The 22085-nt window shown below is 45.1% G+C and carries 16 protein-coding genes; 3 read left to right on the top strand and 13 right to left on the bottom strand.

Annotation, left to right across the window (positions count from 1 at the left end):
- Positions 1-125: 125 nt before the first annotated feature.
- Positions 126-1727 carry an LA_3751/LA_3752 family putative glycosyltransferase gene (locus DXZ20_RS20970; protein ID WP_163700384.1) on the bottom strand — a complete coding sequence of 534 codons (1602 nt, stop codon included), beginning with the start codon at positions 1725-1727 and terminating at the stop codon, positions 126-128.
- A gap of 567 nt (positions 1728-2294) precedes the next feature.
- Positions 2295-3473, bottom strand: a complete 1179-nt coding sequence (sat, locus tag DXZ20_RS20965) for a sulfate adenylyltransferase (RefSeq protein WP_163670843.1) — start codon at positions 3471-3473, stop codon at positions 2295-2297.
- A gap of 2059 nt (positions 3474-5532) precedes the next feature.
- Between sat and DXZ20_RS20960 the strand changes: the two genes are divergently transcribed.
- Positions 5533-6549, top strand: coding sequence for a sulfotransferase family protein (locus DXZ20_RS20960; RefSeq protein WP_163700381.1), 1017 nt, complete (start codon positions 5533-5535; stop codon positions 6547-6549).
- 91 nt (positions 6550-6640) lie between these two features.
- Positions 6641-7927 (top strand): chromate efflux transporter, encoded by a 1287-nt coding sequence (chrA, locus tag DXZ20_RS20955; RefSeq protein WP_163670839.1) that lies wholly within the window; start codon positions 6641-6643, stop codon positions 7925-7927.
- 19 nt (positions 7928-7946) lie between these two features.
- Here the strand turns inward: chrA and DXZ20_RS20950 are convergent, their stop codons facing one another.
- The 11 genes from DXZ20_RS20950 to DXZ20_RS20900 form a co-directional block, all read right to left on the bottom strand.
- Positions 7947-8384 carry a peptidoglycan-binding domain-containing protein gene (locus DXZ20_RS20950; protein WP_163700377.1) on the bottom strand — a complete coding sequence of 146 codons (438 nt, stop codon included), beginning with the start codon at positions 8382-8384 and terminating at the stop codon, positions 7947-7949.
- Positions 8385-8929: 545 nt separating this feature from the next.
- Positions 8930-9499, bottom strand: coding sequence for a chemotaxis protein CheW (locus DXZ20_RS20945; protein WP_163700374.1), 570 nt, complete (start codon positions 9497-9499; stop codon positions 8930-8932).
- 8 nt (positions 9500-9507) lie between these two features.
- On the bottom strand, positions 9508-13014 hold the full coding sequence (locus DXZ20_RS20940) for a hybrid sensor histidine kinase/response regulator (protein ID WP_163700371.1): 3507 nt from the start codon (positions 13012-13014) through the stop codon (positions 9508-9510).
- A gap of 120 nt (positions 13015-13134) precedes the next feature.
- The gene (locus tag DXZ20_RS20935) at positions 13135-15465 is read right to left on the bottom strand and encodes a methyl-accepting chemotaxis protein (RefSeq protein WP_163700369.1); all 2331 of its coding nucleotides are present in this window, start codon (positions 15463-15465) and stop codon (positions 13135-13137) included.
- 61 nt (positions 15466-15526) lie between these two features.
- Positions 15527-16075 carry a chemotaxis protein CheW gene (locus DXZ20_RS20930; protein WP_163670829.1) on the bottom strand — a complete coding sequence of 183 codons (549 nt, stop codon included), beginning with the start codon at positions 16073-16075 and terminating at the stop codon, positions 15527-15529.
- Positions 16072-16437, bottom strand: a complete 366-nt coding sequence (locus tag DXZ20_RS20925) for a response regulator (protein ID WP_006519718.1) — start codon at positions 16435-16437, stop codon at positions 16072-16074. The genes DXZ20_RS20930 and DXZ20_RS20925 overlap by 4 nt, the downstream gene beginning before the upstream one ends.
- A gap of 116 nt (positions 16438-16553) precedes the next feature.
- Entirely contained in the window at positions 16554-17837 is a 1284-nt protein-coding gene (locus tag DXZ20_RS20920) for a response regulator (protein WP_163670827.1), read from the bottom strand.
- A 1575-nt stretch (positions 17838-19412) separates the two neighbouring features.
- Positions 19413-19961 (bottom strand): CBS domain-containing protein, encoded by a 549-nt coding sequence (locus DXZ20_RS20915; protein ID WP_163670824.1) that lies wholly within the window; start codon positions 19959-19961, stop codon positions 19413-19415.
- 189 nt (positions 19962-20150) lie between these two features.
- Positions 20151-20612, bottom strand: a complete 462-nt coding sequence (locus tag DXZ20_RS20910; protein WP_163670822.1) for a CBS domain-containing protein — start codon at positions 20610-20612, stop codon at positions 20151-20153.
- 78 nt (positions 20613-20690) lie between these two features.
- Positions 20691-20915, bottom strand: a complete 225-nt coding sequence (locus DXZ20_RS20905) for a pyruvate formate lyase-activating protein (protein WP_163700366.1) — start codon at positions 20913-20915, stop codon at positions 20691-20693.
- Between the two features lie 60 nt (positions 20916-20975).
- Entirely contained in the window at positions 20976-21272 is a 297-nt protein-coding gene (locus DXZ20_RS20900) for a 2Fe-2S iron-sulfur cluster-binding protein (RefSeq protein ID WP_006519722.1), read from the bottom strand.
- Between the two features lie 171 nt (positions 21273-21443).
- On the opposite strand from DXZ20_RS20900, the gene DXZ20_RS20895 reads away from it, so the two are divergent.
- Positions 21444-21815: a recombinase family protein gene (locus tag DXZ20_RS20895; protein WP_163670818.1), complete on the top strand. Its 372-nt coding sequence runs from the start codon at positions 21444-21446 to the stop codon at positions 21813-21815.
- The last annotated feature ends 270 nt before the right edge of the window (positions 21816-22085 follow it).

The raw sequence follows: 22085 nt of genomic DNA, 5'->3' as shown, positions 1-22085 counted from the left end.
TCGTTCGGATCAGCAGCACCGGGATATAAATTACCGTTCAGGTCCATTGCATGCAACTCACCTGTATGGGTTAGTTGATAGTACTTTAACTATTGTTTTAGACTACGGTTTCGTTAATATTTAGGTTACTGCTTAGTCTGTATAAGTCCGCGATAGAACGGATATTTACCAAAGGTACCCAATGACTTAAAGGATATACTCATTGCGGTGTCATGATCATTATCCCCTCTGAATAATACGGAGGTTAGGGTCCCTTTGCCAGTGGCAGCACAGGGGACGTCAGCATAGCAAATATATAGAAATGACGACTCGCCCTGGTTGACGAGTTCTGACGCTAACTGCTCAATGGCCTCATCGGTTTCGGTGCGAAAAAAAGTCTTCAATCGCGCACTGGGCCAGAGTTGTTGGGCAATCTGCTGCTGTGCCATGGCAACCCAGGGTTCGTTATAGGTGGCTAAGGCGGCAATGGCAGGGGCCACAGGCCCATGGTTACTGGGCAGAGAAATAGAGTTTGTTTGAGGATCGACGTAGGTATTCAGACCGCCATTCACCAGATTGGCATGGGTTCCCACCGTTAGCATCAATGCTACAGCGGCCATAGCACCCCAGCGTTTCGGGCTATCTGGCCACAGTTGATCGAGCCCAGCGGCCACTATCAAACCGGTGAGCGGTACCAAGATTAGATACAGTCTAGGCCCCCACTGTGGATCGTCGACTCCAGATGGGGCAATCAGGGGAACTGCGATCGCAAACGTCACCCCTATCACTAGCAGCACCATGCTGGCAGCACGTGTTCGTCCCTGCATGATCCAGGGCAGTCCCAACGCCAGGAGCACCGCCGGGAAATAACGCACCAGGGAAACTACCATGAACCCATAATTACGCCCAATCTGAGCGAACCTTTGCCCAAGGGATAAGGGGGCGTGCCAAACATAGATGCCCAAGGGATGGCCATAAATAACGCTGTTAACGCCAAGTAGGCCCAATACTGTTAGCGCCATCGCCCCGGTAAAGGCAATCACTAAGCCCAGGGTTAATCCCTGGGGCACAATCACCCATAATCGTTTGGGTAGTCGAGATGTATGGCTGGCCACTGTCATGGCTGCCAAGATGATGACCATACACAAAAACTCTGGTCGTAACCATACCGACAGTCCGATACAGGCACCATTCACTAGGGCCTCATTGATGCTGATGCGATCGTTTGCCCCCTGGGGTAAAGCATGCAACAACAGCCCGGACAGCCCCCAAAAGGCCAGTGCTACTGCCAGGGTATGCTCCCAGTACATGGCTCCATACAGGGTCAGAGGCGATGCCAAAATCATTAGCCCCAAGCTGAGGGCGATGAATCGTGAGCGGATTTGCCATACCCGACACAGCTGCCAGAACCGGAGCCAAATGATCCACAGGGAAACCAGTGGCACCACATAAAAACCGTAGTAGCCCATCAGCGCATAAAACGGAGCGGTAATCGCTGGAAAGGCAAACGGAAAGGTAATAAAGTAATTGCCCTGTTGTTCATAGGCATAGGGCGGTGCAAAGGGATACAATCCCTGTCGCCAGAGGGTTAACACCCAGGTTGGTTGGGGAATCTCTAAGGAGGCCTGCCATGTGCCAGTGCTAAACTGTTGGGCCAGGAGGGCTTTTAAACCCGCATCGCTGCTGAAAAATACTCCATCGCGGTTGTGTACCTGCAGGCCTAGACTTAACCCTATTCCTAATATCAATATGAGTCCAGGTAAAATCCAGGACAACCACTTCCTTGATTTGAGCATTACATAGTTAGATTTTTAAGCTTAGTATTTATCTGTATTCTTACGGACTTGCCAGAACAATTGGTCCATAAGCTTGCTAACTTCCACAGAACTTTATGCTTTGCTCAGTACAGACGGTCTAATACTTGCAACAAGCTTTAAAATGGCCATGGTTTTTGCAAAGCTTTCCTAAACGATCGATCTAATGGGTTGCTCTTGGCTGCCAACTAACTTGTTACCGAAGTCTCAGCTAAAAGTTGTTGTGCTTGCCAGAAATAGGCTGACATCTAGGCTGACATCGTTGCCAACAAGAGTCTAACCACGACCAGCATTGGCGCAGAAAATCTAGATAGAACAAGTAGGAGTACAATTAAGAGCACAAGCGCTTGCAGTCGTAGGAGTGATGGGCAGACATACTATTAGCAGCCCCCCGTCAGCTTGCGCATGGACGGGGGGCTGCCTCAGATTAAAGCTTACCCATATCAGGCAAACTTGTTTGAATCATGATCTTGGTTAGATCGCGTATTTTCTAAATCGCATCTAAACGGCACTCAACGCGGGAGCTTGCATAGAATCGATCAAAATCTGCGCAATCTCAGGACGAGTGAACTCAGCAGGTGGCTTCTTTCCGTCTCTTAGCATGGCGCGAACCTTGGTGCCAGATAGGTGAATGCGATCTTCCTTAGCGCTGGGGCTGGTCTTAGCCGTCGCCATACCGCCAGTCAGTTTGCAGTAGAAGGCATGCTCAAACTTAACGGGCTGAATTTTCAATTCATCTGCATTGAACTCGCGGAACAACGTCTGCGCGTCGTAGGTCCCATAATAGTCACCGACACCAGCGTGATCACGACCAACAATGAAGTGAGTGCAACCATAGTTCTGACGTGCGATCGCATGCATAATTGCCTCACGAGGACCGGCATAGCGCATGGCTGCGGGGAAAACACCCAACAAGGTGCGATCCTTAGGATAGTAAAGGCTCATGATAGTCTCATAGCACTTCACTCGAACATCTGCTGGGATATCGTCAGACTTAGTCATACCCACCAGTGGGTTAATAAAGAGGCCATCAACAGTCTCAAGGGCTGTTTTAGTGATGTACTCATGGGCCCGGTGGATAGGATTACGGGTTTGGAAGGCCACAACAGTATTCCACTCGCGGTTAGCAAATTCCAGGCGAGTCTGCACAGGGCTAAGACGATACTCCAAGAAGTTGTCGTAAGGAATATCATTAACCAGTGAGATGGGACCCCCTAAATACACAGGCCCCTCAGCCTTCATGGCCTTCACACCGGGGTGAGCATCCTCAGTGGTAAGATAAACATTCTGGGCTTCGTGGTCTTGGTCAGGGGTGAACTTACTCTTAACTGTCATGACTGCCAGAATCTCGCCATTGGGATGAGCTAGGGCTATCTGGCTATCTAGGCGGCACTTTTCAGCGTCTGATTCAGGAATTTGTAGCGTTACAGGAATGGACCATGCTAGTCCATTGCTGAGACGCATATCTTTAACAATTGAATTATAGTCAGCTTCATTTACAAATCCTTCTAGGGGACTGTAGATACCGGTTGCAATACACTGCAAATCAGCAATGTTGCGCTTAGAAAGCGTAATACGTGGTAGCGCATGCGCCTGTTCAAAAGTATCCTGACGCTCATGGCCTTCCAAAGAGCGATTGATTAGCTGTTTACCATGGGGCTCAATTAAACCTGCAGACATAGTTCATCTCCTTTGCGTCTTTATTCTTAACCCAGAATACATTCAACAATAAAAATCGAAAAAACAAGCCTCGGACATACGCCTGTGATTGTTCTTCTCTTCTCCAATTAAGCAGTTTTTTGCAGTTTATTCCAGTGAGAAATCGATGGGGGATGGCCACAAAGCATACTGTGAACATTGGCTAGTCTTTGTTTGAGCAAAACAAAACAACTAGCTAAAAACATTCTCAGCAAACTACATGTGCAAGAGACAACCCTCACATCAGTTAGCCAAAATTATCTGAATAGAAGCACACCCCTACGACACCAACCCCTGAGAATGGTTAGCTTTAAACGTCATGAAATGATAGTAAACAAGCCTACATTTACAAATACTTTATGCCTTTGTCTATGCCTTTTCATACTTCCTTTTGTCTAGATCTATATATTCAACATAATTATTTCCTTCTGGCTGTAGATTATCTTCTAGCCATATAAATTGCTGTCTTTAGTTATACACATCGTTTAATCATAGATGTCATTGACCTTTACTCGCTTGAAGCCAGTATCGGCCTTTAGAGCTTAAAAAAAGCTCAAGTGAGATGCCCTTTTATCAAACAGTAGATGCCTGGCAGCTACTTACTTTTTGGGTAAGCGATCGCAACTAGAACATCATTCACTACAGTCTATACAGCGCAATTTTTAATAGCTCTATGCGGCATTTAGTGACCACTTCACTCCTATGTGGGTGCTATCGTTGCCAAGCATCATGGCTGTCAAAGCCCTTTCCATATTTTCTAACTATGGTCCCTGCACAAACTCTAACGTAGCCTAAACAATAATACTTGTTTAACTCAATCATTAAAAAACTGCCAACAGTTCCATGGAATGAATGTTTTTATTCGATCAGAATTAATTGTTGATGTCGTTTTCTGTATTTCTTCCAGAGTATAAAAAGTAGCGTTGACTCATCAGTAAAAATGCTTTGATAGTTTGTATCGAATACAACATGAATCCTGAACGTATTGATGCTACAGGAGCTTGATAAACAAACAATGTTTTCTAGAAATGTCGAGTCATGGGGCAACTCTGATAAGAGCAGATTGTCAGCAGGGAGAAATCCTTGGTATTCCTGGACTATGTTCTTTCTACCCAGATGAATAGGGCAACCAACTTCGAAAAAAAATCAAAGTTAACAAAAATCAAATAAAGCTGGTATTATTACTGACAACGTTTATTTTTAAGATAGTCTAAAGTCCTATAAAAGCTTCATGTTCTTTAGGCCAAATGGCTGATGGAATAAGTTTTGAGACTATTATGGGCTTAAGTACAGGTTCTTCCTTCTGGAGGAGTATGCTGCTTTTTGTGGTGTGAAACGTTGGGAGTGTAAATATACAAAAATGTGTTGAGCATATTGAAAAACCATATGGTTGTTAATCTTTCTCATTGAAATCTTACTTAGGTGTTTTTGAGAGATTGTTGACCTTTTCACACCTTTTTCTAGTGCTTGGCTAAGGGTTTCTATACTATCTGATAGCCGTCTAGAAAGTGGTTTTAATTTTGACAATTAGCCTATGCTTGTAGGCTATTTCGATTTGTTAGCGTTTGTGTTGCAAAGGCGGCTGGTGTTCTGTTTCGAGTATGAACAAGCTGCTTTTGCTGTTGACTAGTTGTTTTTAGCAAGTTTCTTAAGTAGTTGTTGTCTGTGCTGGCAATACTCCCACGGTTATCACGGTTTTTCTGGGATGGCAGGTTGTTTTTGTCAATTTTGCTGCATTTATAAATGCGTCACCTTGCTATAAGTAAGGCTCTCAAGGGTGTCTTGGTGTTTTGATCGACTGCTCTTCAAGATGGTTTTTGCATGCAGAGTGAGTCTCTGCATGCCGATTAAGTTGTTGTGCATACGCTATTTTAACAACGAACAGTTGTTGACACTCAATGAGCGCATTGATGGGTTGCTAACCGGCTTCAGCTGTAGTACGCTATGGCGTACAGCCTGCTAAGCTGCTGGATTGTTGCAAAGATCTATATTCTCTTAAGTCAGTTTTTTAAGTCAGTTTTTTGCGGAGTAAAACAGGGCTATGTCTATATTAATGATTGGTACTCAGCGTTCTGGTTCAAACTTAATGCGATTAATGTTGAACCAGATACCTATGATTGAGGCACCTCATCCACCACATATTTTGCAGAGATTAATGCCTCTAATGTCTGCTTATGAGGATCTCTCGGATGCATCTACATTTGCTCAGCTAGTTGATGATGTTTGTCGGCTGATTGAACTTAATCCGGTCCCGTGGGAAGGTGTTGTTTTAGATCGGCAAGACATCACCAACCGTTGCACTCAAAATTCTCTAGTTGCTGTATTTTCTGCTGTTTACGATGTTCTAGCAGAAACCCGGGGGGCAGAAACCTGGTGTTGCAAGAGTTTGGCTAATGTTCACTATGTGCCCGAGATTAATGAGTATCTTCCTAAGGCAAAGTATCTTTACCTATATAGGGATGGTAGAGATGTAGCGGTCTCCTTTAAGAAGGCTGTTATTGGGCAAAAGCACTTCTATCATATTGCACAGGATTGGGCAAAAGCTCAGCGTGCAGCCCTAAAGATGCGTGAGAAGTTTGATGAAAATCAGTTCTTTAGCATCAGCTATGAGTCTCTAACCGGGTCTCCTGAGGAAAGTCTCAAGGCCCTGTGTAAGTTTCTAGAGGTGGAATATAGCCCTTCAATGATGAGTTTTCATGAGTCCAGTGAAGCTAAAAATACGGCTTCATCCAGCTCTCTCTGGAACAATGTGACCAAGCCCATCATGAATCAGAATACCAAAAAGTTCTTAACGCAGGCATCTGAAGAGGATGTGAAAATCTTTGAATTGGTGGCTGGTGATGTTCTAGATGCCCTGGGCTATGAGCGTACTCAAACATCCCCAAACGATGTGGCTACCTTCAGTGCTGAGGAGATTGCTCAGTTTGATGCTGAGAATCAGCGTCTGAAGGCTGAGAGAAAAGAGACTATGGATGCAGAAGATCTGGGTCGCCGTGAGCGTCAGGCGGCATTGCTTCAAGCAATTAAGGATCGTCGTCCGCTGACCACTGTCTCGTAATGATTTTCCGAGTGTAACAACAATGGTGGGTTGGGATCATCCCGATCCATCATGTTGAGTTAGTAAATAGCACATCTTATCTGCACTACCCATGACTAAGAACACTATGGCCACTCAGCCCGAGGGGCCGAGTGCATCTGCAAATGAACGGGAAGCTGTTAGCTTTAGCTACCTGTTTTGGACATTTCTCAAGATCGGCAGCACCGCCTTTGGCGGATTTATGTCTTTGATCTCTGTGGTAGAAAGCTTTGTGGTACAGCGACGTAAGCTGATGACCCATGAAGATATGCTGGATGGTATTTCCCTTGCAGCCGTTTTACCTGGGCCAATGGCCGCCAATGTGATTGCCTATGTGGGCTATCGAATTCGTGGGAATTTAGGTGCCCTGGTTACCAGCGTTAGTTCGCTGTTGCCCTCCTACCTGATACTGGTTATCTTTTCTATCTACGCTAAGCGATTCGAGTCTATCCCAGCGGTAGAGAAGGCTTTTATGGCTTTTATCCCAGCTATGGTGGCCATTATCTTGGCTGCGGCCTGGCGTATGGGTAAGAAAACAATAAAGTCGATTCGCAACTGGCGAGCGATTTTAATTGCGGTTATATCTGCCCTGTTTTTGAAGTTTGTGGGTGGCTTCTATACAACATTATTGATTGTGGCCATCTCTGGTATTGTCGGTTACTTCTGGTATTTCAATGAGGTGAAGCGACAGGCAGCCCTGGATGAAAACCCAGCACCAGTGGCTGAGTCCAAGGTTTCTAAAGGCGATATTATTGCCTCATTTGTATTTCTGAGCTTCTTTTTGGTGCTATATATCGTGCCGTTGCCATTTATCAGTGATGATAGTCTGGCTCGCTTATTTATCACCTTTTCTGGCATGAGTCTGCTGTTGTTTGGCAGTGGCTATGTGTTTATTCCTATGATCCAGGAGTTGGTGGTCAACACCTATGGCTGGATTACTCAACCAGAATTTACAAATGCGATCGCACTGGGGCAGCTGACACCGGGACCAATTTTGATTAGTGCCGCTGCCATTGGCTATTCAGTCAAAGGTATTTTGGGCTCCCTGGTGGCAACAGTTGGTATCTTTTTCCCACCAGCGATGTTGATGTTAACCTGCTCGCACTTACTTCAGCGTATTAAACAGTCATTGGCTATCCAGGCAGCCCTCAAAGGAATTCGCCCTGCGGTAGTTGGACTGATTTTTGTAGCTGGTATATCATTTGCCCAGCCTATGTTAGAGCTTGGTCAACCCATGGTCGCTTACTTGGTTACAGCCGTTATCTTTGGGGGATCCATGGCTGCGCTACTCAAGTGGAAAATTGAGGTAGCCCTGATCATTCCCATTGCAGGTGCCATCGGCATACTGCTTTATCCGTAGTTTGTTGCTCAGCGAGAGTCTAAATCTCGCTGAGCAACCGCCAGGTTAGGGCATCAACAACTCCAGTGGTGGGTAAACCTTGATCCGCTTGAAAGCGCTTGACCGCTTGATACATTTCATGGTCAAATTGACCATGAATAACGCCAGTGTAGTATAAATCAATTGAGAGCAATTCTTGCACCGATTCAACTGCACTGCCATGGCACCCCTGTCGCAACGTTGGCATATTGACTGGGGCATTTGTGTAGAGAGCTTGCCAGGTGAGAAATCCAACAATTCCATCCGGTTTTAGAAACATGCGAGATTGAAAGGTTTTGACAGCAATCTCGGTTTCATAGTCAAAAATGCCTGTGATAGAAATTGGTCCTACTTTTTGACTGAGAAGCTGTTGTAATTTGATTACTTTTTGGTGACTAGAACCAAGCTTTAATAATGCTTTTGGTGTTGAGGAAATCATAAATCACCTTGATAGTAGGATAATTAGAGTAGATTGAAGTAGATGTCTTCTGAAACAGTAAAAACATCTAGACTTAACTTGTATTCGGAAATTTGAGATATAAAGACACAAAAATATTTGCATCTTTATGACTTAGTCAGCCTCAATTTGCATGTTAAAAAGCTCGTATTGTAATGATTGATTAAGAGTTTTCCAGGCCAGAGTATTACTTTTAGTCTATGATACATATTTTCATCAGTATCTGACTTCTTAAGTATCTCGTGCTATGGGTCACACAGGCCCATTAAAGCACTTGATTTAATTAAAAACTCAAGAATTTGGGCTCTGCTGATTGAGAGCTATGGATTTTGACTATAATTGGAACTTTCTAGGGGTATCCGTTTAATCTGGGACACCCTGGATAGGTAGGGAGTTAGGAGCCAGCATCCAGCGCTTTCCTGCCTCCTGGATGCTGGCTTTTTTTGTCACCGAAATTTCCCGCGCTACTTAAGAACCAAAATTAATTAGGTTCCACTATTGGATGTACAGACGTTTGGGGTCACCATTTAAGTGGTTGGTGGCAGCAAAGGTTGAGTATGTAGCAGCTGATCTGGATTTAAAAGAAACAGAATTGGCTGGTTGTCGGCTTGGATAATCAGCCCACTAATGCACTGCATATTGACTTTAACTGCGTAGTTGGCAGGTAGGGGGACAATTTCTGACTCAGCAAACCGACGTACGGTCGGAGAAGATGTGACGGGTAATCCGATAATGTCTCCATGGCGGTTACGGATAATCAGCAGATAACCCTCTTCAGGTTTTTGTTGTGATGGTTCTGTGGCTTCTGGTGGTTCTGTGGTTGAATCTGCTGCTGGAAAACTGGTTGAGTTTGGTCGATGGCCAAAAATCTGCTGAGCAATGTCTAGAATGAGTAGTTCTTTGCCTTCGTAGACAGTTAACCCTGCGCCTGAATTAGGGTAATTCCCTTGGGTATCGCTTTTAGGTATAACTTTCTTGACGGTGAAAATGGGTAGGGCAAACCATTCGCATTGAATTTGGAAAACAATAACCTGTTGAGTTGTTTCGCCTTTATGGGATCTCAGACGTCGAGATTTGAGGGGAGAGGGAATAGGCATGGGATTGATTACACTGCGCTAAGGGGTTGTTGTTCAAGTACCTGCTCAATCATTTGCAGAAGCTCATGATCCTGATAGGGCTTGGTGATATAGGCGGTTGCGCCCAGACGCATGGCTAGTTGACGGTGTTTTTCACTGCCACGCGAAGTGAGCATGATGATGGGTAGGTCCTTCAGCTTAGAATCGGATTTAATCTCTGCCAATACACCATATCCATCTAGTCGTGGCATTTCAATGTCACAGACAATGGCATCCACAGCAAGTCCGCCAAGCAATTGGTCTACGGCATCTTGACCATCTTTGCCTTGCTCTACGCTATAGCCCGCTTGCTCTAAAGTTGTTCTCAATAGTTGACGCATATTGATGGAGTCATCAACAACCAGAACGCTGGTTTGTTGCGCTTGGGGCAAGGCCAAGGGACGTGGTGGCTCAGGTTCTTCGCTGGATTGTAAAAGTTGTTGCCAGGGTTGGGAGCCTCTTGGGGAGATGGTATCATCATTATCATTATCAATCCATTCCAGCAGCTTGGCTGCATCCGCCAAGGGCACCACATTACCGTCTTCCAAAATGGTGCAACCATTAAAGCCTGGTGGCAAGCTAATAACGTTTTCAACCTGGCGAATAACGACTTCTCGCTCTCCCCAGAAACGGTCAATATAAATACCGCTGAGGCGTTCTCCTCGATTAATGATTAGGATGGATGGCTCATTAATAATGGGTGTGCTTTCAGTTGTTGTGGGCCGTAATGGGCAGCGAAAATCTAACCATTGGTCTAGCTGAATTAGAGGCACAGTCAACCCTTCCCAGTTAATCACCTTTTGCTCTGGAGAATCGAAGACCTGCACGGTATTGAGGCGAATCATTTCCTCAATACCGTCGGTGGGAAATGCCAGTCGCATGCCGCCACTTTCCACCAGTAGAACCCTTAGGATTGATAGGGTGAAGGGGACGCTAATGGTAAATGTGGTGCCAAGACCAGGTTGAGTATCAACTTTGACCTCACTTCGAATCTCTTCGAGGTTAGTGCGTACCACATCCATGCCAATGCCTCGGCCTGAGAGGTTGGTGACCTGGGCCGCTGTACTAAATCCAGGCTCAAAAATCATACCCAGCAGGTCGCCTTGGCTCATGCTATCAAGTATTTCATCCGTGAGGCCCATTTGATAGGCACGACTGCGAATTTTAGTGAGGTTAATGCCTGCACCATCATCACTGATGGAGATCAGTGTTTGGTTACCTCGGTGAGCGGCTCGAATTTCAATGGTTCCTTGGGGTGGTTTTCCTTGCATTTGCCGGGTCTCGGCGTCTTCGATGCCATGGTCAAATGCATTGCGTAGCAAGTGCATGAGGGGATCGCGCAGGTGTACTGCGACAAAGCGATCAATCAGGGTGGCTCCGCCGGTGATCTTCAGCTCGACTGCTTTTCCGTACTGTAGAGATAGCTCTCGTACAGTTCTGGGGAAGCGCTCAACGATGTCGGAGAGAGGGCGCATCCTGGCCCGTGTAACGTTGATTTGTAATGATTTAGCGGTGCGGTTCAAGTTGCTGGATGCCTGCTTGATTTCCCGCATGTTAAGCTTGACATCGCTGGTCACCTCCCGTAATTGGACCAGGGTCTCGCGCTGATCCTGAGATAAAAGGTGTAGATCGCTGTATCGATCAAGCTCTAGACTGTCAAAGGCTTGTTCAGTGGTTGCGATCGCACCTGTAATTTCTATTTGGGGTTTACCCTGCTTTGTCCCTTGAGCTTTACCCTCATTCTTGTTAGCCTTCATATGGGGTACAGATGTATCCACTGAGAGCTGATTACAAAACATCTGCAGTTCTGTATTTGTTCCCTCTAAATTGACCATTCGTTGGGAGAACAAATTCATTAAGTCTTCCATTTGATCCAGGCGCGAGTTCATGGTGTTACGCTGGATGATCAATTCTCCAAACAAGTCGTTTAGCTGTGTGAGCAGCTTAATCGGGACTCGAACGGTATTTTCTTGAACCTCTGGCGTGTTTTTAGCAGGAGACTCTACTGGCTCAACAAAAATCTCTACAAATTCTTCGTGCTCCTCTGCTTGTGCTGCAGGTTGGAAGAAGGACGAAAACTCAACTTGAGGTTCAAAAACTTCCTTTTCAGCGGTAGTAGCAGGCTCTGGTTGAACAGGTGCAGAGAAGGACGAAAACTCAACCTCGGGTTCTAAAACTGTCTTTAGATTCTCAGGGGCTGCCGTGGGTTCGTTGGTAGTTAAGGGATCATCAAATTGAAACTCGGCTGGGTCAAAATTCTCGATGGCTGCCTCAATGCTGGCCCAATCAATGGCACTGTCAGAATTTACAGCGTCATCGGGAGTACCATCGACACTATCAATGGTGCTGGGGGAAACGTCCGTATTGGCCTCTACTGCTGCGTGCTGCGTTTCCTGAATCTCATCTAAGTCCTGGTTAGGACTATCAGGAAAAACCTGGGTTGCATTCTCTAAAGACTCTGCATTCTCTAAAGATGTTATGGAGTAGTCTACGGACGATACCGGCTCGACGATGATCTCCTCTGGGATAGTGACCTCAATTTGATTGAGGTTCTCCTCAAAGACTTCAGCATCACTCACGATATCGGGAGAGCTAACAGCTTCCGCGCTTGTGTCCAATGTTTTAAGGTCAGAAATTTCTATCTCAGGGACGTCTGTTACCCAATCTGGGATGGCATCAGCTGCCTCAAAGATAATGTTGTCAAACTCATTAGTTGTGGTGACCGAAGGCATCTCTAACTGAGTGGGTAGCTTCGCAAATTGGCCAACCATGATCAGTGCCTGAGAACGCTGCCAAAGTTCTAGAGATTTATGGGCAATGGGCTCTATTTGTTCTGGAACAGCCGTCACTAGGTGTTGATGGATCGACTCACAGAGCTGACAAAACCTATCTAGCTCTAGCATTTTTCCTAGGTCGTGCAATTCCTCCACCATCATTTCTAGTTCTTCCCGCAGACAGGGAGAACCTGGTGTGTCCAAGACCGATGTTAGCCGTTCCAACAGCTCCTCTACTTCAGTTCCGAACATGACAACGGCTGTATTGTCGTCGGACTCATCAGCGAGCAATGCCAGCTCATCACTAGGTTGTACTTCGCCTAAGCGATCGTGTAGCTTCTCAAAGCTGGGATAGACATTCTCCTTGAGCCATGAATCGGTAATGGGCAGGGCCTGTCGATGCAGGGAACTGATCTGGCGCATACCGTCCAGACCCCTTAATAGCAGCATCTCCAAGGCAGCATCAACTTGGATGGCGCTTCGACGAACTTTGATAATCTTCAAAGAATCTTCGAATCGATGGGCCAAATGGGTCATTGCTGGGCATTCGATCATCGAGCCGATGCCTTTAATGGTGTGGGCTGCCCGTAGCGCTGCGTCCATTTGCTGTGGATCCACCCCGGTTTCTGCAAGCCCGATTAATCCTGATTCAATGGTGTTGAGATATTCATCAACTTCATCTAAGAAGTTGAGCCAGACCTCACGATCTGCTTCATGTGACATGGCTTTAATTTAATAGAGCAGAATAATTTTTGATATAGAAGAGATGTCTACTGTCGTGTTGCTGGTCCCAGAGAGGAAGGAAAGCAGCCTAAGCCATACTCTGAAACCAGCGACGGTTGATTACATATCTGTCTTGACTTTGAACTGGTCCACAGCGGATTCCAGTTCGCGGGCAACTTCTACCGTATTTTGTAGTCTTCCGGCTACGGCGCGGGAAGAATCTGATGTGCGTTTAGAAGCTTGCGTAATCTGTTGCATAAGCTGAGTAACCGTCTGGGATGTTTCAGCCTGTGAAACGGTTGCTTTAGAAATAGACTGTAGTAGCTCGTCAATTTTCTGTGATACTTCCACAATCTGTCCCAGGCCTTCTTTAGTTTCTTGTACTAGCTGAGTACCTTCTACCACCTGGGTTGTACCCCGTTCCATGGCTTCTACCACGTCTCGGGTACCCATCTGAATGTTTTTCACAATCTGCTCAATCTCTTTGGTGGCTGCTGCCGACTGTTCCGCCAGCTGGCCAACCTCACTTGCAACCACTGCGAAACCTTGACCTTCTTCCCCTGCGTGGGCCGCCTCAATACTGGCGTTTACGGCTAGCAGGTTAGTCTTCATGGCAATTTCGTTAATCAGCGAAACCACCTGAGAAATCTGCTGCGACGATTCACCCAGCTGTTTTACCTTCTTACCGGTTTCTGCCACCGTAGACCGCAGGTCTAGAATACTTTCTACCGTACGGTCCATGGCAGTTCCACTGTCTTGGGCTGCGTTGGATGCCACCTGTGCTACCTGTGCCGCCTGACGGGCGTTGTCGGCCACCTCTTGAATTGAGTTAGACATCTGCTCAACTGAATTCAGAGTGTTGGTAATTTCGTCCATCTGAGCCAGGGCTTCATCGGCCAGTTCGCGAATCGCACCTTCACTCTGATCAATAGACGAATTTACCTGTCCAGTTGCCTGTTTCACCTGGACAACGATTGAACGTAGGTTCTCAATAATGGCGTTGAAAACGTCACCGATAATACCAATTTCACCCGCTGTTAGCTCTGTACGTACCGTGAGGTTACCGTTAGATGCTTCTTCCATCTCGTTCAAAAGCTGCACCAGTTCGCGCTGTAGAACCTCGTTACGTTTACGTTCTTCTTCAGCGCGTTCTACCTGGGCTTGGGCAGAAATTTGTTGCTGCACCGATTCTTCTTGCTTCACCAGCAGGGTTTGAATTTGTGATGCCATCAGGTTGATATTGCTTCCCAACTGGGCGATTTCGTCTGCGCCCTGGGTGTTGATTCGGGTGCCAAAGTCACCTTGACCCAAGCGTTTTACCGAATCGGTAATTTGCAAAATCGGTAGGGTAGCTCGGGTGGCCACCAGGGTTGCGATCGCAGCCACCAGCAACACCGTAATCCCCGTACCCACAAGCACCGTGTTCAACAGCTGCCGTGATGCCACATAGGCCGTGGACGTGTCCACCAAACTAACGACACTCCAGTTCAGCTGCGGATCTTCATCACCGTTAATAATAGGAGCGTAGGCTGTTAGCTGAGGATTATTCCCTGCGTTTAGAACCGTAATCTGAGGTTCTCTATCCTGCAACCAGGACACCCGATCAGAGAGGTTAGCCAGAATTGGGTTGAGTTCTGTGCCTTCCGTGTTAGTCAGAAAGATTTCTTCATTAGCGTCGATTAGCCCCACCTCAGACTGTTGAGCCGTAAAATCACTGATACGTTGCTTTAGTTCCTCGAGGTCAAGACGCACACGAACAATAGAGATCATTTCCCCTGTTTGGGTGTCAAAAATTGGCGCAGCCCCCACCAGCACGAATGCCAGATCACCCGCCAAAGGCGCTCTTGGTTGTACCCAGGTAATATCCTGGGTACTAATCACATTCTGGAACCAGTCAAGTTGACTTACATTGCCTTGAATTACTGAGGGATCTCTGACCGCAATCGGACTGCCGTTGAGGTCCACAACAGCAATATCGTCATAAATTGGTGACGACTCAACCATCCGTCTGAGATACGCATTTCTCTCAGCCGTAGTCATGGCCCCACGCACTTTAGGATCAGCAAATGTGCTCAGCTGTGAAAACGTTCTCAAGTCCTGGAAACGACCATCCATAAACTCTGTCGTAAACTTAGCAATGTCATCTGTTGCTGCTTGTCGAGTATCATTTACCTGGGTTGTTACCCGTTGCTCCACTAGCAAATATCCCAGGCCACCTACCCCCAGTACCGGAGCCACTCCCAGCGAGAGGGCCAAGCCCAGCACCTTTGTTTTAAGCGTCAGTTTTTGCCAAAAGCCTGCGGAGGATGTCTGAGCCCTAGACTGTTCATCGTTCTGACGATTGGCGGTCACGGCGGGAGAATAGCCAGTGGAGTCCATGCTGTCAGGCAGAGTACCGTTGCCGGCGGTGAGGTTGTCCAATTGGGACGGAAATTCGGTGTTAGGGGCCATTGTGGTAATTGCTTAGATGTAAAGTGGATAGAAGGTACAGTGAAAATTAAGCGCTAAAGAATTAACCCCAAGCACTTTGCAAGATGGGAGAACGGGCAATGGCTTCAGCATCCAGAACCAGTAACATCTCATCTTGCTGTAATAAACAACCACGCAGACAAGGGGCGATGCTTGGCGCAAAATGCCCTTTGGGTGTTTGAATTAAATCTAGTGAAAAGCGGATAACTCCCTTCATAGTAGGGACAATCAAACCCAAGAGCGCCTGGTTATGAGCTGTCGAGACAAGCATATTTTGTTGCTGTGCTCTTTGAGCTACCCGGATAATCACAACGTTATAACTACGAGTATTGGACGGTAATGGAGTAGATAGCAGCATATGGGCCAAATCCACTAGCCACATCACTCGACTCCGCCTAGTGGATAACCCCAGCACACAGGGGGGCATATTTGGCATAGGCGTAATCTGCTTTGCTGGAAGAACAATCACCTCCTGCACCTGCTTCATTGAGAACAGAGCAGGAGTTTGTTCATTCAGCTGAAAACTCAAGCAGGCCGCACCAGACGTTGCCTCAGATTGAATTTGTCGATGGGCAAGAACAGATGACTTCATTGACTTAGACTGTATCGAACGGCGTTAACAAGCTGATCTTCAGTAAAGGGTTTTGTCACATAGACATTGACTCCCTGTTTCATGGCCCAGAGACGATCAATCTCACCTGATTTTGAGGTGCACGCTACGATTGGCACCTTCTGAGTTACCGGATTTTTCTTGAGATTACGACACATTTCTAGGCCGTTCATACCTGGCATCACCAAGTCAGTCACGATCACATTTGGCTGATGCTCAATGGCCTTACTCAACGCTTCTTTTGCATCAGTGGCTACGATGACTGTGTATCCACCTTTCCTCAGATAATTGCTGATAAGTTCCAATTCGTTGATAGAGTCATCGACAACTAAGATCTTAGTCACGTTAGTTCACCTCAAAAGCTGTTGTTTGAATGTTGTTTGGGAAAATCAATCCATCAAAGACATATTCAAATAGTCAGAAATTATATGTAAATAAAACTGACTATTTTAGATATCTTTTAAGACAGGTTTCTAGATATCACATCTAGCAAACTAGCTCTATTAAAAGGTTTCTCCAAATAATCGGTAGCACCTACTAATTTAGCTCTTGTCTTATTGATAATCCCTTTCTTGCCTGTTACCATTACAACAGGTATATCTTCAAATCCGGGAAGACGTCTCAGCATTCTACATAATTCATATCCACTAATTGTTGGCATTGTTAGGTCTAACAAAATAATATCTGGCTTCAGCCGTTTTAGTTGAAATGTGGCTTTAATGGGCTCAATAAATTTAAAGACAGAGAAGTTTTCTTCACCTAAAAAACGTTCGATCTGGTCTAATGTATTTGGGCTGTCATCAACACAGGCAATTACAGGGCGAGATTTTTGTTTTTTATGGGAGTTTGATGATAAATAAGGGCTTCTATTTGAATTTATCCCTTTGATTGGATCTATGCCTTGGGCCTTTTTTGCTAGTGGTTTTTCTAGCCCTGTTAGTCGATCAAATGGAGATTCCGGTGCCCGTAGTAGGATTGATTGATTCTCAATGTAGGGATGCAAAAACTTAGCAACATCCAGTTCATCTTGCTGCAAGATAGCTGCGATATGACGAATGCTATATCCCCGTAAAATGTTGCCTAACTTACTTTTTAATCTGGGGGAAATAGAATCTGAATTGTTAGTGTTAAAGAAAGTATCCTGACTGACAATATAAGGTCTCTGATGTGGAGATGTAATTAAGGGACGTAGTAGTTTCCAAGTTTTGATACGTGCCTGGCAATCTTCAATGGTTGCCTTAGGATCAAGCCTGGTAAATATTGGGATTTCAAAAAGTTCTCTTTCAATTCTGACGGCTCCCCCTGACAGAGATAGGAACGACTCAATGGCTTCTCTTGTCAGCTGTTCTATCAGTTCTTGGGCCTGCCATAATTCGAGATATTTTTGGTCGATTAGATAGCAAATGATTTGGTAGTCAAAATATTGGATTGATTGAGTATTCTCAGGTTCTATATTTAGTAACTCTTCAGAATTTTCCTCAAGCCAGGCAAATGCTTTTTGACTCATAGCAGCTAATTTAAGCTTGAGCCACTTTAATGTATATGCAAGGCTTTTATCTGATGCATAGGATGCATAGTTAAGTTTGCCGTCTTTGAAATAAATCCACCACGACATTGATTTTGCATCAACTTCTAAGCATCCGCTTCCATAGGTATGAACGAAGCTTGCTAGCAAAACCAGAGGTTGAAAGCTACGGATGGTTTTGGTGGTATTTGTGAGTCTTGACTTTTGCAAGCTTTTCATAAAGTTCATGTCCTTACAATTCCCGTAGGCCTCAATTCATTAGCTATTACCTAATGTCAAATCAAAAAATCGAGACAATGTGAATTCGTTAAAGCTAAAAACTCTCAAACGTCAGAGGATTTTTAAGCATTCGAATAAAGTTCGAAGAATCTATTGGTAAATCGATTATCGATTGAAAATAGGTTTAAAAAGTTCCTAAGAATCCCAAAAATCATTGATTTTGCTGAAATCTTAAGACATACCTTGAAACCCATTCTTTTTGAGGTTAATATTTAGTCTAGAAATAGATTTTATACATCTACTCCTATGTGATTTTTTGGCTTGAAGCAAAGGGAAACACAATCGATACAAAGAATTATTCACTGTTTGAAGTCGTTTCTCCGGCAATCTAGGTCGAAACTTTAGTACTGGTTTTGGATGGACTTCTAGTGATGTTATAAAGTGCGATTGCTTTGTATTAATGGCCAAGATCAGGCATTAACCATAGCAATGTATTGTCGTGAACAACATATATATTGAACTTCAGGCAAGAACTGTCCCATTCATGTACCTGCTAAGGTCCCATACCTTAAAATTTGACCAATAACAATCTAGCAATGCATTGTGCATTTAGGCTGTCTCAGCCAAAGCTTATTCAAAGGTTGTTGTTTTAGGGAAATCTCGGTTATATTTTTATATGAGAAATATAAGAGATCTTTCATGCCTCGAGACGTATCATTACTTGTTCAGATGCCGAGTATGTTTGGGTATCAAAAGACACTGGTTTTATTATTCCATGCCTAGATGGTCTGATGTTGTAGCTAGTTTTCTCTAGAAGTGTTTGATGTGGTAGATAAACCTGCTTTGCTACTTGACAGATGCTAACAGGTTAGCCGATGTGCACTTCTAGACGATGTAGATGATCCGTTCTAAATAGATGCAGATGTTCCGTTCTTAATACAGTATTCTACCAGACCAGTCGTTTGCCTGTAGACCAAAGTAGATTTATCAATACTTTTTGTATTGCAAGATTGTCGTCTGGGTATGAAAAAAATGTCCTGATCTAAATTCTGGGATTTGAAGAGTTTAAGCTGCTTGAGAGACCCTACAGCTCTGACAATATCTTAATCTGGAATATCTACATCGTTAGGAAACGTAGACATTATATAGTTTATATAGTTAGGAAACGTGGACATTATCCATCGGGTATCTATTGTGTGGGTGATGAATTAATAAATGAAGTCTTTGGTCATGGTGTGGCTAGTGACCTGTGTAGAGCCCTAGACTAAAGTATGATAGGGAGCTGAGTGGCTTAATGAATTGATGTAATGCGCGATCGCATCCCAATCACCTATGTCTGGAGTCCGTCTAAAGTGTCCCATTAGCCTACATTTAGCCATTTAAAAACTGAGGTTCCTTCAGTCCAGAACTATCACCCTTGGACGATTCGCTTTAAGTTGGGTCAAATCCGTCACTTTATTAGCTGACACGTTCCTGAACTTTAAAGTGCAGGGAGTTACCCTCTGTTCTGTCTTGACCAAGACAGAACAGAGGGTTTTAATCTTTACGGTTGCTATCGATTAGTCCGAACGAACGTTAGCTTTTTTTAGTCGCTCTTTGATGGGCTGCCGTTGCCTGTAGTTCTTCGACTACATCCCAAGCAGCAGCACAGGCAGGGGATGTGGCACCCTGGTCCTCACACACTTTGCGCGCTTCTTGACGGGCGACATCAATTTCATCTTCAATGAATAGTCGCTTAGGTTTCTCTACAAAGTCACTTTTACAGAGGATGTCTGACACTGAGATAATGCCCATCAGACGTCCCTGAACAACTGGAGCCCGACGGATCTTAGTATTGGTAAACAAGCGGGCTACGTACTCCACACCCAGATCTGGTGGTACGACAATGCAAGGCTTAGTCATAATCTCAAACACCCTCATTTCTTTAGGATTGTGACCGTAGGCCGCTACCTTATAGACGATATCGGTTTCCGTCACCATGCCGTAGGGATCGTCTTCATTTCTCCGGTCTACGATCAATGCGCGCAATCCTTTGTTTTTCATCAGTTCAACTGCTTCAGCAACGGTGGCCGAACCACTAATGGTAATTACATCAGCGGTCATAATATCTTTTGCCTGCATCATGATTGCTCTGTTCCTCGTCAAAAAGAAGATAAGTAAAAGAGATTCTCAGTTTGGGAGAATCTCTTGCGTCTGACTTTAATTAATTGGTAATTCAAGCCCTAGGCCCTAGCTTCAAGTTTATAAGCATAGGCTGAATTTTAGGGGCAGGCCCTAACGTTTATTCCGTACCTGATATCTTTAGCCTGATGCCTAAACATCATATTCCCGCTGTTGCAGAACTTCTGGATTATCCATGTAGGCATCATTTCCATAGAAATCCTTCTTTGGTTTTTCGACAAAGTCGCTCTTGCGTAAAATGTCTGAAATTGAAATGACGCCGAGTAGACGGCCCTGAACTACGGGAGCACGACGAATTTTAGTATTGGCAAACAAACGCGCTACATATTCTACCCCCAGCTCTGGTGTCACTACAATGCAGGGCTTGGTCATAATCTGATAAACCCGCATTTCTTTAGGGTCATGGCCATGGGCGGCTACTTTGTACACGATGTCAGTTTCTGTCACCATGCCATAGGGATCGTCTTCGTTGCGACGATCTACAATCAGTGCTCGTAGTCCCTTTTCTTTCATCAAGGCAACAGCTTCAGCCACTGTCGCTGAGCCGCTAATGGAGACCACATCCTGGGTCATGATTTCTCTTGCTGCCATCATTGTCGCAAATCTCCTGATCTACAAATAAAAAGCTTAAAAAGCTTCTATGGATAGGCGTTGGGCAAAACGTCTGATGTTTTAAAAGCCTGCTATGTAGGCCTCGAGGACTGCATCACTCTTGGTGCAGAGCACCATTAAATAATCGCAATGGTCACAAACAGTTCGCGTCACAAAGTCATCAGCTGCACATCGCTGTGCTACCTGTTCAGATAACTGACTAAGGTCTAAAAAGTAGCGATCAGCAATGGCTCCGCAATATGGACAATGAACTTGTTGAGAGGAAAAGGGTGTAAATTCCGGCATGGCGATTGGCCCATCATATAAATTAGGCGTTGCTAGTTCTTATATGAATCATCAACAGTTTTATTCAAGGTTGTCTTCTTGGTGGGTTTGAATGGTGCAATCAGACTGGGGATAGGCTACGCAAGTTAGAACAAATCCGGCTTCAATTTGTTCATCTTCCAGAAATGACTGATCTGATTGATCTATGCTGCCAGCAACTAGTTTGCCAGCGCAGGTAGAACAAGCACCAGAACGGCAAGAAACCGGTAAATCAATGCCTTGCTCTTCAGCTGCATCAACAATGTATTGATCGTCAGGCACGTCAATAACTTGCTGTGCACCATCTTCGCCAATTAGTGTCACCTTATACGTCGCCATCAATTATTCTCCTCTCTACAAAAAATACAGCTGCTTTTCCCCTGCGGAAGTAGGCCTAGCCACGATTAAGTTTGTTAGGCTACTAGCAGAACCGCATCCCAAACACCGATATGCTAGGAGTACTGGGTGCCATTTGGGTTCCATACTTATTACCATCCGTTCATAGTTCCTATGTCTACCGACGCTCAAAAGAACCCCATTTGGGAAAGACTAGAATTAGGAAGACGTAGTAAAGCAGCCCAGGGAGGATATGCTGGCTACGGTTCGCCTCCATTTGGAGAAAAAACGGTCGATGGCAATTTAGTGGCCGATGAAAAAGAACAGCAAATCATTGAGCTGATACGTCGTCACCATAAGTCTGGAAAATCGCTACAGCAAATTGCTAACTGGATGAATACCCAGGGCTATAAGACTAAGCGGGGTAAAGAATGGCAGCGCATATCGGTTAAGCGTGTCCTAGACAGGCTCTACGGAAAAACGCCCAGAGTAACGGGTGAGCCTGGCAAGCCTGCCAATGCATCTGATAATGAGGCTGAGGCATAACCTAAACCCCTCCAAATGCTATTCATATGGGCTTTTGGGTTGATGTAATGTTACATCCTTAACTATATACCTCAGGGTAGCTAAAGTCCATGCTTGGTAAAGTTTTAATCTTGTTTATGTGTTACATCCCTAATGACCCTTGATAAGGCCTTGAATTCAATGCCTATGCCCGACATCAATTGTGCTGAGCTGGGTGACTATCAGATTCCTGATGGGAGCGCCACGCCGTCTGATCCATGGCAAACGGTCACTCCGATGATGACAGACGCC

Source organism: Adonisia turfae CCMR0081 (assembly GCF_011009555.1).
GTDB classification, from domain to species: Bacteria; Cyanobacteriota; Cyanobacteriia; order Phormidesmidales; family Phormidesmidaceae; genus Leptothoe; species Leptothoe turfae.
The sequence above is the reverse complement of the archived record's forward strand: the minus strand, read 5'-3'. Positions and strand labels throughout refer to the sequence as shown.